The organism is Brevibacillus massiliensis (assembly GCF_000311785.1).
Lineage (GTDB): Bacteria > Bacillota > Bacilli > Brevibacillales > Brevibacillaceae > Brevibacillus_C > Brevibacillus_C massiliensis.
This window is the reverse complement of the sequence record NZ_HE978536.1, coordinates 35972-52308: the sequence shown is the minus strand read 5'-3', so window position 1 is coordinate 52308 and position 16337 is coordinate 35972. Positions and strand designations below refer to the sequence as shown.

The following is a 16337-nucleotide window of genomic DNA, read 5'->3' as shown; positions in this document are numbered from 1 at the left end:
CTGTCCCTTTGCCGAAACAAACGGCGGAAACAGACGTCTAACCCTAGGGAGATTGATAGAAAACTACGATTACAATGGTTTGGAGGATTTGGAGAATGGTACTTCGCAAGTGGTTTATCCTGCTGCTCATGCTGGCGCTGTGCGTCCCGGCGATGAGCCTGCCGGTCCATGCCCAGGCGCAGGGGATCAGCATCTATCTGGACGGGCAAAAAGTAGAAAGTGACGTGGCTCCGTACATTCTTCCAAGTGTGGGCGTCACGATGGTCCCGCTGCGGGTCATCAGCGAGAGTCTTGGGGCGCAGGTCTCCTGGTCGCAAAGCGCACAGACAGCGACGATCAACAAGGCGGGGACGGAGATTGCGATGACCGTCAATCAGAAGTCCGCCCGGGTGAACGGCGCGAGCGTCGCCCTGGATGCTTCCGTCGAGAACAGGCAGGGACGGGTCATGGTGCCGATCCGGTTTGTCAGTGAACAGCTCGGTCTGCAGGTGAACTGGAACCAGGCGACCCAAACGATTTCCCTGCATTCGGAAAATGCAGAGGTTCCGGCTCTGCCCGGGCAAGCGCCCAGCAGGGAGCAGGCCAAGGCCGGCGATTCGATGCGCGGCGCCTGGATTTCCACCGTATTCAATCTGGACTGGCCGTCCAGCGGCTCGTATGGAAATAAAGCCAAGCAGCAGCAGGAATACGTGCAGCTGTTGGACGAGCTGCAAGGGATGGGGTTAAATACCGTGTTCGTACAGGTCCGTCCTGCCGCGGATGCCTTGTACCCGTCGACAATGGTTCCCTGGTCGCGCTTCTTGACCGGAACGCAAGGGAAGGATCCGGGGTACGACCCGCTTGCTTTTATGATTGAGGAGACGCATAAACGCGGGATGGAATTTCACGCCTGGTTCAATCCGTTTCGGGCCAGCACCGATGCAAAAACGGACCAATTGGCGCCCAATCACATCGCCAAGCAGCATCCGGACTGGATTGTGAAGGCGCAGGACAAACTGTACATCAATCCGGGAATTCCCCAGGCGCGTCAGCAAATTATTGCGGAAATTATGGAGGTTGTGAATCGCTACGAGATTGACGGAGTCCATCTCGATGACTATTTTTATCCCTCCGGCGGAGATTTTCCCGACGATGCCGCGTTCAAAGCGTACAACGCCAAAAAATTTGCCACCAAAGCCGAATGGCGCCGCGACAACATCAACCAGTTCGTCAAGGACCTGGGACAGTCGATTCACAGCGCCAAGCCTGGCCTTCCCTTCGGAATCAGCCCCTTCGGCGTCTGGCGCAACAAGTCGGCAGACCCTACCGGCTCCGATACCAAGGCCGGTGTGAGCGCCTACGACAACATGCATGCGGACGTACGGACCTGGATCAGGCAGGAGTGGATCGATTACGTCATGCCGCAAATCTACTGGAGTTTCTCCTTTGCTCCAGCCCAGTACGACAAGCTGGTGGCATGGTGGGCAAACGAAGTGAAAGGAACGAACGTCAAGCTGTACATCGGACACGCCCCGTACAAGCTGGGGACGACGGAAGCCGGCTGGCAGACCGCCCAGGAAATCATCAACCAGCTGCAGTACAATACACAGTACCCGGAGATAGCCGGGGACGTGTTCTTCAGCGCCAAGGATCTGCGGAAAAATCCGCTGGGGTTGGTGCAAGCCCTTACCGAATACTATCGCCGCTAAAGACGTCTCATGCGGCAGCAAAAAAGCAAAGGAAAGCAAGGTTAGAAGAAGTTCTGTTCTAATCTTGCTTTCTTTTTTTTCGTAGAAAATGAATTTCGGAGGTTTCCCAGTCTCCGCAGAGCGGATTGGGCAGCACGATGAAATAGGTGCCGAACTGCTCTTCCACCCGAAGATGTCGTGTTGACGAACAGGATGAATCTGGATATACTGGTTTTTGAACTGACTAGTCAGTTCAAAAACGAAAGTTGGTGAATGGATGGCCAGAACAAAAAAAGACCAGATCTCTCAAGGGGCCCTGCAGGCATTTGCTGCCAACGGGTACAGCGAAACCTCCATGGATGCGATCGCCGATATCGCCCAGGTGGCCAAAGGAACCTTGTATTACCACTTCAAAACAAAGGAAGAGCTGTTTGTCTACGTCAATCGCAAAGGGGTGGAAAAGCTGATCGCCGCTGCTACGGAGGCGATGAAAGACACTTCCCGCCCCCTTCAAGAGCGGCTGCTTCACTTGATGGATGAGCATCTTCGCTTTTTCGACAACGAGCGGGAACTGTGTTTGCTGCTGTTAAATATCAGCTCCGGAGACCGCGAGCGGGATGAGCTTGTCCGTTCGATTCTCGCCGACTACTTCGGCACGATGGAAGCGTATTTTCGCAAACTGCAGGATGAAGGGATGCTAAACCCCAAGCTGGATGCACAGACATTGACATCGGCGCTGTTTGGCATGATCGGGTTTACGGCGCTTCGCAGGTTGTTTTTGGGCGAACCGCTGTACACAGATGAGACGCGCTCCACGTTGATTGCCCTGTGCAAAGGGGCTTTGGGGCTGTAAACGAGAGACAGGAACAAGAGGGAGAGGGAGAAGAAACATGAACAAACGAAAAGCGTGGATCGGTGTGGCTGCTTTTTTGGTGTGTATTGCCGTGCTGACGTTCTATTTGCTGGCGCCCGGCAGCGCAGTAGGTCAGTTGAACCAACAGGTGACCGGGGTCGTGGAAGGAACGGAAGTGAATCTGGCCTTTAAAATGAGCGGACAGATCGAGGAGATCACGGTGAAGGAAGGCGACCACGTAACCGAGGGGCAGCTTGTGGCGAAGCTGACAAGTGACGAACTGCTCGCAAAACGGGACCAGGCGAAGGCGGCTTACGAGCTGGCTTTGGCAAAGTGGGAGCAAGCCAAACAAGGGGTAAGCGTCACAGCCCAGACGTCTGATGCGCAAATCGCCCAGGCAAAAGCCGCTGTCGCTGCAGCCAAAGCACAGTATGAAGCGAATAAAAACGGCGCCCGCCCTGAGGAAATCTCGCAGCTTCAGGCCAAACTGAAGGCGGCGCAAACGGCGAAGGAAACAGCCGAGAACAACTTGAAACGGATGCAGACTCTGCTGGCCGAGGGTGCGGTTCCCCTGGTTCAGGTAGAGGAAGCGCAGGCCGGGTACGAAAAAGCAGCGGCTGAACTTGCGGCAACCCAGGAGCAGCTGGCAATGGCACAGAGCGGTGCCCGCCAGGAGCAGGTGAATGCAGCCAAGGCGCAATGGGAGCAGGCACAAGCCGCCTACGAACAGGCTGTTGCGGGACGCGGCCAGGTGGGTGTGCGGGAATCGGACGTCAAATCGGCGGATGCAGGCGTAAAACAGGCCAAAGGAGTGCTGGACGAAATGGAGGCCTACTTGCGCAATACGAAGTTGACCTCACCCATAGCGGGAACCGTCAAATCGGTGATGGCGGAACGCGGCGAGCTCGTCGCCCAAGGTGCGGCGATCGTGACGATTCAGTCTGACGCGGACCTGTTCGTCAAATTGTACGTCGATGAAAATCAACTGGGCCATTTGCAAGCAGGAGATCAGCAGACACTGTATGTGCCGGCGCTGCAAAAAGAGGTGCAGGCCAAGGTTTTGGCGATATCGCCGGCTGCTGATTTCGCCGTAAAAAGGGCGACGCAGGAGTTGGGAGATCGCGATATTCGCGCCTTCCAGGTCAAGTTTGACGTCGCCGGGACGGGACTTCGGCCAGGACTTACGGTTGAATGGCGGTTAGAAGGGGAGAGAAGCGGTGAATAGCAAACTTTCCCAACTCTTTCTAAACGAGTGGCGGTCCATATTTGCCAACCGGACGATCGTACTGGTGATGCTTATCGTCCCACTGCTCTATACGACGCTGTTCGGATTCCTCTACAGCGAACGAAGGGTGATGGAACTGCCGACGGTCGTCCTTGATGCCGACCAGTCGGAGCTGAGCAGGGAGTTGATTCGCGCTTTTGACCAGGATCAGACTTTTGCCGTCTCAGACATGGTAAACAGTGAGGCAGAATTGAACCGGCGGATTGATGCGGGGGAGGATTACGTCGGAATCATCATCCCGGCCGGCCTGTCAGACAAGTTGAAGCGGGGGCAGCAAACGGAAGTATTGACGATCATCGACGGCAGCAATCTGATGATCTCCAATACGGCTGTCCGCGCCGCGAGCACGATCGTCAAGACGGTATCTGCCAGCGTCACGCTGAAGCAGCTTGAGGCCAAAGGGGAGTGGGGCGAGCAGGGGAAGAGCTTTCTAACCGGAATTGATTATCGCTACCGCGTCCTGTACAATCCGACGTTCAGCTATTTGTCGTTCATGGTATTCGGGCTCGGCGGGACGGTGCTGCAGCAGGTCGTCTTCCTTGGCATCGCCATCGCTGTGACGCGGGAGAAGGAAGCGGGAACCTGGCAGCAAACGATTCGGGAACACAGCTTTGGTCAATTGCTGGCAGGAAAAATGCTTCCCTACCTGATCTTGTCCACCTTCAGCCTGTTGATCACGTACACCTTGCTGTTAAAGGGATTTCAGATTCCCTTCTACGGCAATCCGCTCTGGCTGATACTGGCGGGTATCGTCTTTAACGCGGCGGTTTTGGCATTGGGCCTCGCGATTTCCTTCTTCTCGCCCAATCAACTGCAGGCGACGCAGGTAGCCATGCTGATCGCCGTCCCGTCGTTCATGCTTTCCGGCTACACCTGGCCGACCATGTCCATGACGCCGGTGATTGCCGGAATCAGCAAATCGCTTCCGCTTACGTATTTTTTGCACGCCGTTCGGGAAATTTTGACGAAAGGGCACGGATTCGACTATATTCGACAAGATCTGCTCGTGCTTTGTCTCATGGCGATGATCGGCATATTTTCCGCATTTCTCGCGTATTTATGGAATCGTAAGCGGGCAATCGAGCCGGTGGAAAACCTGTCGACCATGCAAAACTTGTAAAAAGAAAAGCCTTGTATCTTTGAAAGGGGTTTCATAAAATAGAAAAGGAACTAATTTAACATTTCTCTTCCCAAGGAGGTACCCATGTCTGGAACTCACTTGAAATTGCTGTGTGAAGAGACTTTTCGGCGGTTAAAAAAGGTAAGCATGGAGTTGGAGCGCTTTCTCAACCAGGTGACGCTGTCGGAGTTGGTCAAGCAAAGCGGCGATCCGGAGGAGTACGAAGCTTATTATCGGAGCTACCTTTCCGACTTGCGCCATCTGCTCGTCAATTCGGAGAATGCCTACGAAAAAGTGGGTGTCTGTCTCCGGCGGGCCCGCTTTAGCGAGGAGTTCGCTCAAGAAGTGCTGTACAACGTTTACCACACCTGCATCAACTGCTTCTACTATCCCAAAGGGGAAGTGTACGACGAGAACAGCCGGATGGGCTATACGGGAGAAGATCCGATTGTTTTCTCCAAAGAGGTAACGCCTGAGCTTCGCCATTTAACGCTTTACCTTTCCAGGACGTTCGAGCAAATGCGCAATGAACTGCACTACTTTGAGAGTGATAATACTATTCCTTCGAATCAAATGATCTCATCCGTTTGATCATCAGTAAACCGCAGCTCCCATGGAGCTGCTTTTTTGTATGCCAGCAGTAATAGTATACAATTTTGCCGGGTCGGAACACAACATCTTTTTATAAATATTCAGAAAATTTTTCACGACATTTTCCGGGTTCGTAAAAAGCAGGCTCATGCAAAACATGAACCTGCCCGTTTTTTCGCTACAGCCCAAAACCAAGCCGGTGTAAAAAACGGCTGATAAACCCGCCGATGCCGCCGTTATACTGTCTTTCATCAGTCGACTGCTGAACGGGCGGCGCTTCCACTGCCTGCAGTTGAGAGAGTGCGGCATTGACGTTGATCAGTCCGTATCCGTACTCCGGATCCTTGCCCGGCCTGCCAAGATCGGTGGCCGTCTCCCGGATCAGGCGCATGACTTCGCTGTTTTTCATCCCGGGGCTGACAGATCGGATCAGGGAAGCAAAGGCGGATACGTGCGGACATGCCATCGATGTGCCAGACAAGGCAGCGTAATCGCTCTCGATATAGGTACTGGGTATGTCGACGCCGGGAGCGGCCACATCGACGTAATCGCCGTAGTTGGAGAAATCGGCCCGGGCTTTGAGGTGATCGACTGCCGCCACGCCCATCACTTCCGGATAAGCGGCTGGATAACCCGGCTGGTCGGAGTCGTCGTTGCCGGAGGCGGCAACGAGGATGACATTGTTGTCGAAAGCGTATCGGCAGGCTTCCCGCAATGCCGCGGATGAGGTGTAGTTGCCGACGCTCAGATTGATGACGTCGGCGCCGTTGTCTGTTGCAAAGCGTATGCCCTGGGCAATGTCAAACGCCGAACCGGAACCGTCCGCGCCAATTGCTTTGACCGGCATGATTTTGCTCTTCCACGACATGCCGGCAATCCCGGCGTTGTTGTTGGTGCGGGCAGCGATGATGCCGGAGACGTGGGTCCCGTGTCCGTTGTCGTCCATCGGCACGTCGTTATCGTCTATGAAGTTGTAGCCGGGGACCAGCTTGCCCTTGAATTCCGGGTGCTTCAAGTCGATGCCGGTGTCGACCACGGCGATGATGACGTCTGTGCTTCCTTCCGTTATGTTCCAGCCTTCCTCCATGCCGATCATTGGCAAATTCCATTGGTAACGCGGATAGTAGGTGTCGTTCGGAACCACGTTGGGCAACAGCAAGTAGTTGGGCTCGGCGTATACGGAATCGGGATGCTCGGCAAACACCTTCATCATCTCTTTTGTGGTCTTCGAATTCGACTTGATGATCATCGCTTCTCCGTAATCGCGCTTGATTTTGCCGTCTACCTTCCCCAGGATCTTTTTGATGGTCGCCTGATCGGGCCGCGGAGAGAAGCGGACGACAATCTCGTGTTCCACGTAGTGACTGCGGTCCCGTTCGTTGTGGTGGATCTTTTTAATATGAGGCCTGCTCTCAACCTGCCGTCTAATGTCCCGCACTTGTTCGATGTAGTTGATCCGGGGAATATCGGAACGAATGGAGGTGACGGATGGATGGGGTTCATTGTACTCTTGCACGCGGTAGCGCTGAACGGGAATCGCAACAAGTACGACCAGCACAGCAGCCACCAAAACGGCGGCGATTGCTCTCACCAGACTCACTCCCTACACTCTTAAGTAGGTATATCCTGCTACGCCGGCAAAGAGTTTATGAAGGAAAAAACAGGGGAGTGAGTTTTACGGACCGGGCTGTTCGGCGGCATATCCCATTCCGGGTCGAACCAGGACGTTCTGGAGGCGCTGAACATCGCCAAAGAGGCGGGAGCGGGCCGGAACCGCGTGGATAACGATTACCTGGCGGGGAATACTGGAGAGGAAGGTTTTCCTTTAAAAAAGAGCGATCTCTGATTCGGCGTCAAACACGTGGCATTTGGACAGGTCCATCCCGAGTGTGACGGTCATCTTCGGGCGCAGTCCTTCGCGGGCGTCTACGCGGGCCACCATCTGCGAATTGCCGATGTTGTTGAAGTAGACGTACAGCTCGGAGCCCATGTTCTCCACGACATCGACTTCTGCTTGGAAGACGCTTTGAAACGGGTTGGCTGTAATAAACTGGTTGTCGCGGTAAATGTCCTCCGGGCGGATGCCGAAGGTTATTTCTTTTCCGACATACCCGTTTTTCCTGAGCAGCTGAGCCTGATCGTCCGGAAATTGAATGTCGATCCCTCTCGCCGCAAACCAGACCTTGCCTGCTTCCTCGCGCGTCCGTCCCGTGATGAAGTTCATGTTGGGCGAACCGATGAAGCTGGCGACAAACTGGTTGACGGGGTGGTTGTAGATATCGTTTGTCGTCGCTACCTGTTGAATCAGTCCGTCCTCCATGACGACGATCCGGTCGCCCATCGTCATCGCTTCCGTCTGATCGTGGGTGACGTAGATGACGGTCGTCTCCAGGCGCTGATGAAGCTTGGCAATCTCCGTACGCATCTGTACGCGCAGCTTGGCGTCGAGGTTGGAAAGCGGTTCGTCCATCAAAAAGACCTGCGGCTCGCGAACGATTGCCCGACCGAGCGCCACCCGCTGCCGCTGGCCGCCGGAGAGCGCTTTTGGCTTGCGGTCCAGCAAATGCGCGATGTCGAGGATCCGCGCCGTCTCTTTGATCCGGCTGTCGATCTCAGTTTTGGAGAACTTGCGCAGTTTTAAGCCGAAGGCCATGTTCTCATAGACGTTCATGTGCGGGTAGAGCGCATAGCTCTGGAATACCATCGCAATGTCGCGGTCCTTTGGTGCCACGTCATTGACGCGGCGATTGCCAATGTACAGATCGCCTTCGGAAATATCCTCCAATCCGGCGACCATCCGCAGCGTGGTCGATTTGCCGCAGCCGGACGGGCCGACTAAAACGAGGAATTCCCGATCCTTTATGTCCAGATGAAAGTCATTTACAGCCGTGACGTTTCCATAACGCTTAAACACGTGATGCAGGCGTACTTCTGCCATGTATGCTCCCTCCCCACGGATAGGTACGGACCCGTCCGAATTTTCTCACTCTTACTATAGCGAAATACGGGCGGCGGTCTCTATGGCGATTCTGCACAAATTTGCTTAGCGGTTTTGACTAAACAGCAAGGCCAGGCGCAGCAGCAGCGCGTCGGAGAATTGGCGCGGATCCAATCCGGTCGTCTCTTTCAGTTTGTCCAGGCGGTAGAGCAGCGTATTGCGGTGAATGTATAACGCGCGGGCCGTCTCACTTATATTTAAGTTGTGGGAGCAGAGCGCCGCTAGCGTTTCCCGCTGTTCCGCCGACAGCCGCATCGACCACGGCAGTGTTTGGCTGATCATCATGGCGGCCTGATCCGGCAGCTCGGCAGCCCACATCTCCAGGCGGTACTGCCAGGTCGCGGCGACCATCGTTTTGGGCAGGAAGCGTTTTACGGCACGCGACAGGGAAGCCAGCTCGCGTAGCGCTGCGGCAAGCTGCTCAGGCTGCCCGATCGGCGGCGCTACAAAGACTCTCGCGTTCTCCATCGCCTCCGTCGAAATCAGATCGTGTATGCCGGCGGCCCACTCCAGCAGGGACTGCCCGGGCGGTTCTCCTGTGTCCGTATCCGTCCTGACTTCAGACAGCAGGGAGAGCGGCAGCAGCAGAAGGGCAGCGGTGTCGGTCAGGGGATACAGCTCCAGCTTTTGTCCCGCGTCAAAAAAATCGGTCAGCAGCGCCAGCCACGCTGCGGCATGGCCGCTTCTCTCCGGCATGGTCCGCTCCAGGAGAAAACAGGCCCGCTCGTCAACCCAGTTCCACGGCGTTTGCAGCTGGATGGGAACAGCCGGGGTTTGCCCCATGTAACAGGCCTTCAGCCAGGCTTGAACACTTTCCTTATCGGGCTCAGCCTGATCCGGCTCATGATGTAACAGCAGATTCAACAACGCCAGGGCAGGCTTTGGCCATGCCTCCGGGCTGACGCCGACGAACCAGACCTCCGCCTTAGTGACTTCGCTTATAACGATTTTTCCGCCCGCACGTTCGTACTGCTGCCTCTCCGCCTCCCACTCACTCGGGGAACAACGAACCAATTCGATTGGCAGGCTGGTCGTCTGACGTATCCGCTCGATTTCTCGGCGCCATCTAGCGATCACATGCTACCTCCGTTCCGAACAAGAAAAAAGAATATTGGCAATGACGAGATACTACTTATGATTATAGCAAAGAACGCCTCCATCGTTGGCAACGGAAGCGTTTTGCGTTTTATATTTCGCTTGCGGCCAGCACGGAAGCCTTCTCCCGGGAAGGCGAGACGGACACCCCGGATTTTTGTTTCTGCGGGGCAGGCTGGCTCTGCAAGGTGTGTACGGTGATCTCCGGACGGGAACGAAGCCTGACGTTCAGCCCGGTTTGCCCCAAGCCTTCACTGATGTAGAAGGGACGCCCGTTTAGGTAGTGCAGTCCCTTGACGATATTCATCCGCGGGAGCTGCCCCATCTTGGCCAGGTGAAATGGCTTCGGCCAGTGGATCTGTCCGCCGTGGAAGTGACCGGACAACAGGTAGTCGTAGTCGTATTCCTGCATTTCAAGCACGACATTGGGATCATGTGTCAGCACGAGGCGCAGCCCGTCGCCGGGAACCTGCTGAAACGATTTGGCCAAGTCGCTTTGGCGCGTGGCGTAGTCATCGACGCCGATGACGTGCAGCTTCACATCCGCCGCATCGAGCGTAACGGTTTCATTGCGCAGCACGCGGCAGCCGACCCCTTCCAGCTCTCTTTGCAGCAAGTCCAGCTTGGCAGCGGGCAGCAGGTAGTCGTGGTTGCCGAAAACGACAAACGTGCCGAGCCGGGGGGAGAGCTGCTGCAGCTGTTCCACAAACGAAATGGCTTTGGGGATATTGTACGCGCGGTCCAGAAAATCACCGGTGATCGCGATCAAATCCAGCGCTTCATCAGCCAGATCGGCTACGAGTCCCTCCGGTTTGATCGAAATATTTTCCATGTGCAAATCGGATAAGTGAAGAATGCGAATAGGCGGAAAAGCTCCGTTTATGTGACGCTTCTCTCGCGCGATGTCGATCGAGATGCGGTTGATTGTCGGATGGAAGGTGTTGCGGTACGCCTTAAAGCCAAGGCCGGCAAAAGCAAGCAAGGCAATTGGCCATAACATTGGTCTATCACCTCATCTATCGGTAGAGTACATACTTTATGATTATACTACACATACCGAAAGGCTGCGGAAGTATATACTGGAAGGAAATGCAGTGAAAAGAGTAGAAATATTCTTACGAGATAAGCCGAATATACTGTACCTGGAAGACAGGAGGGGTGATCCGATGAACTTTGAAGAGGCACGGCGTCGGTTTCCTTGGACGCTACATGGTGTGGGTAATATTGTCTATGAAGCAGTGGATCGGCATGTGGACGAGGGAAAAGGAGAGCAGACGGCTCTCTTCTTTACCGACGGCCAGCGAGAGGAATCGTATACCTTCGAGCAGATCCAGCGGCTCTCGTCTCGTTTTGGACGGGGCCTCAAATCGCTTGGCATCAAAAAAGGAGAGCGCGTATTCCTGTTCATGCCGAGGTGTCCGGAGCTGTATATCGCGCTGATAGGAATCGTACGGGTTGGCGGGATCGCAGGTCCCTTGTTCGAGGCGTTTATGGAAGCGGCTGTGCATGACCGCTTGCAAGACAGCGGCGCCGCGGCGATCGTGACGACTCCTTCGCTGCTGCCGCGCATTCCCATCGAAGAGCTGCCGCAGCTTCGCCACGTCATCGTCGTCGGCGAGATCCCCCGGACGGCCAGCCAGCGAGCCGTCTCCTACGATCAGCTCATGGCCACCTCCGACGAACCGCTCATCGAACGGGTGGATGGCGAGTCCGGCTTGTACCTCCACTACACGTCGGGTTCGACAGGCAAGCCAAAGGGTGTGCTGCACGTGCATGCGGGACTGGTTCACCAGTACGTGTCAGGAGCGGTCGTCTACGACTTTCGCCCGGGGGATGTGTACTGGTGTACGGCGGACCCGGGCTGGATCACGGGAACCTCGGCCGGACTGTTCGCCCCCTGGCTGCACGGGGTGACAATCGTCGTTCGCGGCGGCCGGTTTCGTCCGGAGGATTGGTATGCTACTTTGGAAAAGTATGGGGTAAATGTCTGGTTCAGCGCGCCGACGGCATTCCGGATGTTGATGGCGGCAGGGAACGATCTGCCGCGGCAGTTTGACCTCAGCCGTCTGCGCCACATCCTGTCGGCGGGCGAGCCGCTCAATCCGGAGGTGATCCGCTGGGGAGAACAGGTGCTGGGCAAGCAGATATACGATAATTGGTGGATGACGGAGACAGGCTCCACCATCTGCGCCAACCGGCCCGGCTTGCCTGTCCGGCCCGGTTCGATGGGCATGCCGCTTCCGGGGATTCATCTCGCTATCGTGGATGGGGAAGGCAGAGAACTGCCGGCCGGGGTGATGGGAAATTTGGCGATCAAGCCGCCATGGCCGGCGATGATGCGGACCATCTGGGGCAACGAAGCCAAATACCACTCGTATTTTCAACATGGCTGGTACATATCAGGGGACTCGGCCTACAAGGATGAAGACGGGTACTTTTGGTTTCAGGGGCGGATCGATGACGTCATCAATACCTCCGGAGAGAGGGTAGGCCCGTTTGAGGTGGAGAGCAAGCTGGTAGAGCACCCTGCCGTTGCAGAAGCCGGGGTGATTGGCATTCCCGATCCGGTGCGCGGCGAAGTGATCAAAGCGTTTGTGGTGCTGCGCCAGGGATACGAGGCCAGCGAGCAGCTGGGCGAGGAGATCAGGGAGTTTGTCCGCAAGAATCTGGCCGCGCATGCCGCTCCGCGCGAGATCGCTTTTCGGGATTCGCTGCCCAAGACCCGCAGCGGCAAGATCATGCGCCGCGTATTGAAAGCCTGGGAATTGGAACTGCCGACCGGTGACTTATCCACTCTGGAGGAGTAACATTCACTGCCAAAAGATTCCGCTGATTTCGGCAGGAAAACGCTTGCGGTTTGTCGAATACTCAGACTTATCCCAAAAGAGAGATGTTTGATTTTGATAAGGAGCGTGAGCATATGAAAGAGAATATGATACCAGCTGAAGAAGGCAACTTTAATTTGCAGGATTACGATCAAGCATATGCGAATTTTGACTGGAAAGATGTCGAAAAGCAATTTACCTGGTATGAAACGGGCCGAGTCAATATGGCATACGAGGCGATCGACCGCCATCTGGCTACCGACCGCAAAGATAAAACGGCGCTGCTGTACTTTGACGCCACGCGCGATGAAAGCTATACCTTTGCTGAGTTGAGCCAGCTCTCCAACAAATTCGGCAACGTTCTGCGCAAGCTGGGCATCGTCAAAGGCGACCGCGTCTTCGTGTTTATGCCGCGCTCCCCTGAGCTTTATGTAAGCGTTCTCGGCACGCTGAAAATTGGCGCAATCGTCGGTCCGCTGTTTGAAGCGTTCATGGAAGGGGCTGTCCGCGACCGCTTGGAGAACAGCGAGGCGGTGGCGATCGTCACGACTCCGGCCTTGCTCCCGCGTGTACCGGTACAAGATCTGCCGCATCTCAAGCACGTCATCGTCGTGGGAGACCCGGATCAAGTAGGGGACGGACAGGTCAGCTACCATGAAGAGATGGCCAAAGCCTCCGCAGAACTGGAAATCGAATGGGTAGACCGTGAAGACGGCATGATTTTGCACTACACATCGGGTTCCACCGGCAAGCCGAAAGGCGTTCTGCACGTCCACAATGCCATGATTCAGCACTACCAGACGGGGAAATGGGTGCTTGACCTGCAGGAAGACGACATCTACTGGTGCACCGCCGACCCGGGCTGGGTAACGGGAACCTCGTACGGCATCTTCGCTCCGTGGTTAAACGGCGCGACCAACGTGGTTCGCGGCGGCCGCTTCAAACCGGAAGATTGGTACAAGACCATCGAAAAGTTCAAGGTGACGGTCTGGTACAGCGCTCCGACTTCTTTCCGCATGCTGATGGGAGCGGGAGACGAGCTGGTGAAACAGTTCGACCTGTCATCGCTGCGCCACGTCATGAGTGTCGGCGAACCGCTCAATCCGGAAGTGGTAACCTGGGGATTGAAGGTCTACAAGCAGCGGATTCACGATACGTGGTGGATGACGGAGACAGGGGCACAGATGATCTGCAACTACAAGTCCATGCCGATCAAACCCGGTTCGATGGGCAAACCGTTCCCCGGCACCCATGCCACGATCATCGACGACGAAGGAAACGAGCTGCCTCCGAATCGCATGGGGAATCTCGCTCTGCGCGTCGGCTGGCCGTCGATGATGCGCAAAATCTGGAAAAACGACGCCAAATACGAGGAGTATTTCCGCTTTCCCGGCTGGTACATTTCAGGTGACTCCGCATACAAGGATGAAGACGGGTACTTCTGGTTCCAGGGTCGCGTCGACGACGTGATCATGACCTCCGGCGAGCGCGTCGGGCCATTTGAAGTAGAAAGCAAACTGGTGGAACATCCGGCAGTGGCCGAAGCGGGCGTCATCGGCAAGCCGGACCCTGTGCGCGGCGAAATCATCAAGGCGTTCATCGCCCTGCGCTCCGGTTTTGAACCGACCGAGGAATTGATGAATGACATCAAGCGTTTCGTCAAAGAAGGGTTGGCCGCACATGCAGCGCCGCGCGAAATCGAATTCCGCGACAAGCTGCCAAAGACCCGCTCCGGAAAGATCATGCGCCGCGTCTTGAAGGCCTGGGAACTCGGGCTGCCCACCGGCGATTTGTCCACGATGGAAGATTAATCCCGAATCGCAGTATGATAAGAAGCGTACGTCCGGAGCTGTCCGGGCATACGCTTCTTTTTCGTCTAATATTCTCTGCCGAACGCCTGATATAATAGGAGTACATTCAGCGCAATGATGATGAACGCGACAAGCACGGCCAAGCAGTTGGTCAACGGCCTGTTGGCGTAGCGCCCCATGAATGTTCCTGGTGAACAGAAGCAGGGGAATGATCGTAAAGGGCAGTTGGACGCTTAAAATGACCTGACTCACCAGCAGCGCCGTCAGTGTGTTGAATCCAAAACCGATGACGGCCAGAGCGGGAACCATCGTGATCAGACGGCGCAGCCAGATGGGGAAGCGAATGTCCAGAAAGCCCTCCAAAATATACTGGCCGGCCATTGTCCCGGTCAACGAGGATGAAAGCCCCGCCGCTGATGTTCGTCGCCCAGTTTCCGGGGTCGATGTAGCCGACACTGACCAGGAACGCCGGGCCGAGATAAGCCAGACTTTTGCGCGTAAACAGCATTTTGCCAAAAGAGTCAGATGTTCGCTGCACAGGCAGTTTTGTTTTGAATGTTTTGTACATACGGCCGCCTCCGCCATCTCCGTGTCTTTCTTTCCCGGTATTTTGCCCATGTGATCCGTATATTTTCATCGGCAATTTATAGTGACGAAGTACCAAATGCGTGCAAACCGCTTACAGTATGGTAAGGAATGAATAGAAGGGTTTGGTGAGGTGAATCATGTGGACGACTTGGACAACGATCCATGAATCATACGGCCTGCCGCGGGCGGCCAACGATTTGCGTCAATATTTAGAATTGAATGGAATTCGCGTTCGGCTTTCCAACCAAAAACAAGGAACGCTGCGTTCGTACGCCCTGCAGGTACCGATCCATCAGAAGGAAACTGCGCTGCGGCTGCTGGGCCATTACAAAAAGACGATTAAATAAAGCCAACCGACCATATTTCACCTCCGCTCCCGCAGTTGGAATGGGAATACTATCCCCCAGGGGAGGGATTGCAATATGGTCACGACACTGGTTGATCAAGCAGATGTTCGGGTACAGCATCAACGCCAGACCAAGCAGTTCGTGCCGGATCTGGTGTTCTTTGAACCGCGGGCCTTGGAATATCCGCTGGGTGAGGAACTGTTTCGCCGTTACAAGCGGGAAGGCATACCGATCAAGATGACGACAAGCCATAATCAGGTAAGAGGAATACCAGGCGAAACGGACTTGGAGAAATACCGCAACGCCAAACGCACACTGGTAGTCGGGGTGCGCAAAACACTCACCTTTGAACAGTCAAAACCCTCCGCGGAATACGCGATCCCCCTCGCAACAGGCTGCGCAGGCCACTGCCACTACTGTTACCTCAATACGAATGTCGGCACGAAGCCCTACATCCGGGTATATGTAAATATGGACGAGATCCTGGAGAGGGCGGCCAGGTATATACGTGAGCGGGAGCCGGAGATTACCAGCTTCGAGGCCGCTTGTACGTCAGATCCTGTCGGGATCGAACACATTACCGGCAATCTGAAGAGGGCAATCGAATTTATGGCCGATCAGCCAAATGGGCGCCTTCGCTTTGTGACCAAGTTTCACCATGTCGATTCGCTGCTGGACGCCAGGCACAACAAGCATACCCGCTTTCGCTTCAGCGTGAACGCCGACTACGTGATCAAGCATTTTGAACCGGGCACGTCGTCGTTTCAGGAACGGCTGGAAGCAGCCGACAAGGTGGCGGCAGCCGGCTACCCGCTCGGATTTATCATCGCCCCGCTCTATTGGTTTGACGGATGGCAGGAAGGCTATACGCATCTGTTGGAAGCCTTGAATCAACATCTCGGCCCGGAAGCAAGGCAGGACTTGACCTTTGAATTGATCCAGCACCGCTTTACCAAAATCGCAAAAAGCTTGATCTTGCAGCGTTACCCCAAGACCAAGCTGCGGATGGAAGAGGCGGAACGGAAGATGAAATGGGGAAAGTACGGCAAGGCAAAATACGTCTACCCCGATGTCCAGGCCTTCGCGCTGAAGTCTCACCTGGAAGGGGAGATCCATCGACTTTTTCCCCAAGCCCGAATCGAGTACTTCACCTAGGG

13 protein-coding genes and 1 pseudogene are annotated in these 16337 nt (G+C 55.3%); 9 read left to right on the top strand and 5 right to left on the bottom strand.

Features of this window, described 5'->3' with window-relative positions; all coding sequences use genetic code 11:
• Positions 1 to 95 precede the first annotated feature (95 nt).
• The 5 genes from HGBM_RS04080 (at position 96) to HGBM_RS04060 (ending at position 5516) form a co-directional block, all read left to right on the top strand.
• The gene (locus HGBM_RS04080; RefSeq protein WP_019119819.1) at positions 96 to 1688 is read left to right on the top strand and encodes a family 10 glycosylhydrolase; all 1593 of its coding nucleotides are present in this window, start codon (positions 96 to 98) and stop codon (positions 1686 to 1688) included.
• 256 nt (positions 1689 to 1944) lie between these two features.
• Positions 1945 to 2520, top strand: coding sequence for a TetR/AcrR family transcriptional regulator (locus HGBM_RS04075; RefSeq protein ID WP_019119818.1), 576 nt, complete (start codon positions 1945 to 1947; stop codon positions 2518 to 2520).
• Between the two features lie 37 nt (positions 2521 to 2557).
• Positions 2558 to 3745 carry an HlyD family secretion protein gene (locus HGBM_RS04070; protein WP_019119817.1) on the top strand — a complete coding sequence of 396 codons (1188 nt, stop codon included), beginning with the start codon at positions 2558 to 2560 and terminating at the stop codon, positions 3743 to 3745.
• On the top strand, positions 3738 to 4925 hold the full coding sequence (locus HGBM_RS04065; protein ID WP_019119816.1) for an ABC transporter permease: 1188 nt from the start codon (positions 3738 to 3740) through the stop codon (positions 4923 to 4925). Before HGBM_RS04070 ends, HGBM_RS04065 begins: the two co-directional genes overlap by 8 nt.
• An 84-nt stretch (positions 4926 to 5009) precedes the next feature.
• Positions 5010 to 5516, top strand: coding sequence for a DUF3907 family protein (locus HGBM_RS04060; RefSeq protein WP_019119815.1), 507 nt, complete (start codon positions 5010 to 5012; stop codon positions 5514 to 5516).
• Between the two features lie 178 nt (positions 5517 to 5694).
• Here HGBM_RS04060 and HGBM_RS04050 read toward each other — a convergent pair whose 3' ends face one another.
• The 4 genes from HGBM_RS04050 to HGBM_RS04035 all read right to left on the bottom strand — a co-directional run bounded on the left by HGBM_RS04050 (position 5695) and on the right by HGBM_RS04035 (position 10609).
• Positions 5695 to 7107: a S8 family peptidase gene (locus HGBM_RS04050; protein WP_019119813.1), complete on the bottom strand. Its 1413-nt coding sequence runs from the start codon at positions 7105 to 7107 to the stop codon at positions 5695 to 5697.
• Between the two features lie 234 nt (positions 7108 to 7341).
• Positions 7342 to 8454 (bottom strand): ABC transporter ATP-binding protein, encoded by a 1113-nt coding sequence (locus HGBM_RS04045; protein WP_019119812.1) that lies wholly within the window; start codon positions 8452 to 8454, stop codon positions 7342 to 7344.
• Between the two features lie 105 nt (positions 8455 to 8559).
• Entirely contained in the window at positions 8560 to 9591 is a 1032-nt protein-coding gene (locus tag HGBM_RS04040; RefSeq protein WP_019119811.1) for a PucR family transcriptional regulator, read from the bottom strand.
• Positions 9592 to 9700: 109 nt separating this feature from the next.
• A complete protein-coding gene (locus tag HGBM_RS04035) occupies positions 9701 to 10609 on the bottom strand; it encodes a metallophosphoesterase (protein WP_019119810.1) in 909 nt (302 codons plus the stop codon).
• 166 nt (positions 10610 to 10775) lie between these two features.
• Here HGBM_RS04035 and acsA (HGBM_RS04030) point away from each other — a divergent pair, with 166 nt between their 5' ends.
• Complete coding sequence (gene acsA / locus HGBM_RS04030) at positions 10776 to 12416, top strand: acetate--CoA ligase (RefSeq protein WP_019119809.1); 1641 nt, start codon at positions 10776 to 10778, stop codon at positions 12414 to 12416.
• A gap of 113 nt (positions 12417 to 12529) precedes the next feature.
• Complete coding sequence (gene acsA, locus HGBM_RS04025; RefSeq protein ID WP_019119808.1) at positions 12530 to 14245, top strand: acetate--CoA ligase; 1716 nt, start codon at positions 12530 to 12532, stop codon at positions 14243 to 14245.
• A gap of 240 nt (positions 14246 to 14485) precedes the next feature.
• Here acsA (HGBM_RS04025) and HGBM_RS32400 read toward each other — a convergent pair.
• Positions 14486 to 14626, bottom strand: a pseudogene (locus HGBM_RS32400) (divalent metal cation transporter); the annotation flags it as partial.
• Between the two features lie 344 nt (positions 14627 to 14970).
• Between HGBM_RS32400 and HGBM_RS04015 the strand changes: the two are divergent.
• Together HGBM_RS04015 and splB are read left to right on the top strand one after the other, a co-directional pair.
• Positions 14971 to 15180 carry a hypothetical protein gene (locus HGBM_RS04015; RefSeq protein ID WP_019119806.1) on the top strand — a complete coding sequence of 70 codons (210 nt, stop codon included), beginning with the start codon at positions 14971 to 14973 and terminating at the stop codon, positions 15178 to 15180.
• 75 nt (positions 15181 to 15255) lie between these two features.
• Positions 15256 to 16335, top strand: a complete 1080-nt coding sequence (splB, locus tag HGBM_RS04010) for a spore photoproduct lyase (RefSeq protein ID WP_019119805.1) — start codon at positions 15256 to 15258, stop codon at positions 16333 to 16335.
• The last annotated feature ends 2 nt before the right edge of the window (positions 16336 to 16337 follow it).

Bases quoted from the DNA above. Each gene is read 5' to 3' on its own strand.
- HGBM_RS04080 (WP_019119819.1), top strand. From the start codon at position 96: ATGGTACTTCGCAAGTGGTTTATCCTGCTGCTCATGCTGGCGCTGTGC.
- HGBM_RS04075 (WP_019119818.1), top strand. From the start codon at position 1,945: ATGGCCAGAACAAAAAAAGACCAGATCTCTCAAGGGGCCCTGCAGGCA.
- HGBM_RS04070 (WP_019119817.1), top strand. From the start codon at position 2,558: ATGAACAAACGAAAAGCGTGGATCGGTGTGGCTGCTTTTTTGGTGTGT.
- HGBM_RS04060 (WP_019119815.1), top strand. From the start codon at position 5,010: ATGTCTGGAACTCACTTGAAATTGCTGTGTGAAGAGACTTTTCGGCGG.
- HGBM_RS04045 (WP_019119812.1), bottom strand. From the start codon at position 8,454: ATGGCAGAAGTACGCCTGCATCACGTGTTTAAGCGTTATGGAAACGTC.
- HGBM_RS04035 (WP_019119810.1), bottom strand. From the start codon at position 10,609: ATGTTATGGCCAATTGCCTTGCTTGCTTTTGCCGGCCTTGGCTTTAAG.
- acsA (WP_019119809.1), top strand. From the start codon at position 10,776: ATGAACTTTGAAGAGGCACGGCGTCGGTTTCCTTGGACGCTACATGGT.
- acsA (WP_019119808.1), top strand. From the start codon at position 12,530: ATGAAAGAGAATATGATACCAGCTGAAGAAGGCAACTTTAATTTGCAG.
- HGBM_RS04015 (WP_019119806.1), top strand. From the start codon at position 14,971: ATGTGGACGACTTGGACAACGATCCATGAATCATACGGCCTGCCGCGG.
- splB (WP_019119805.1), top strand. From the start codon at position 15,256: ATGGTCACGACACTGGTTGATCAAGCAGATGTTCGGGTACAGCATCAA.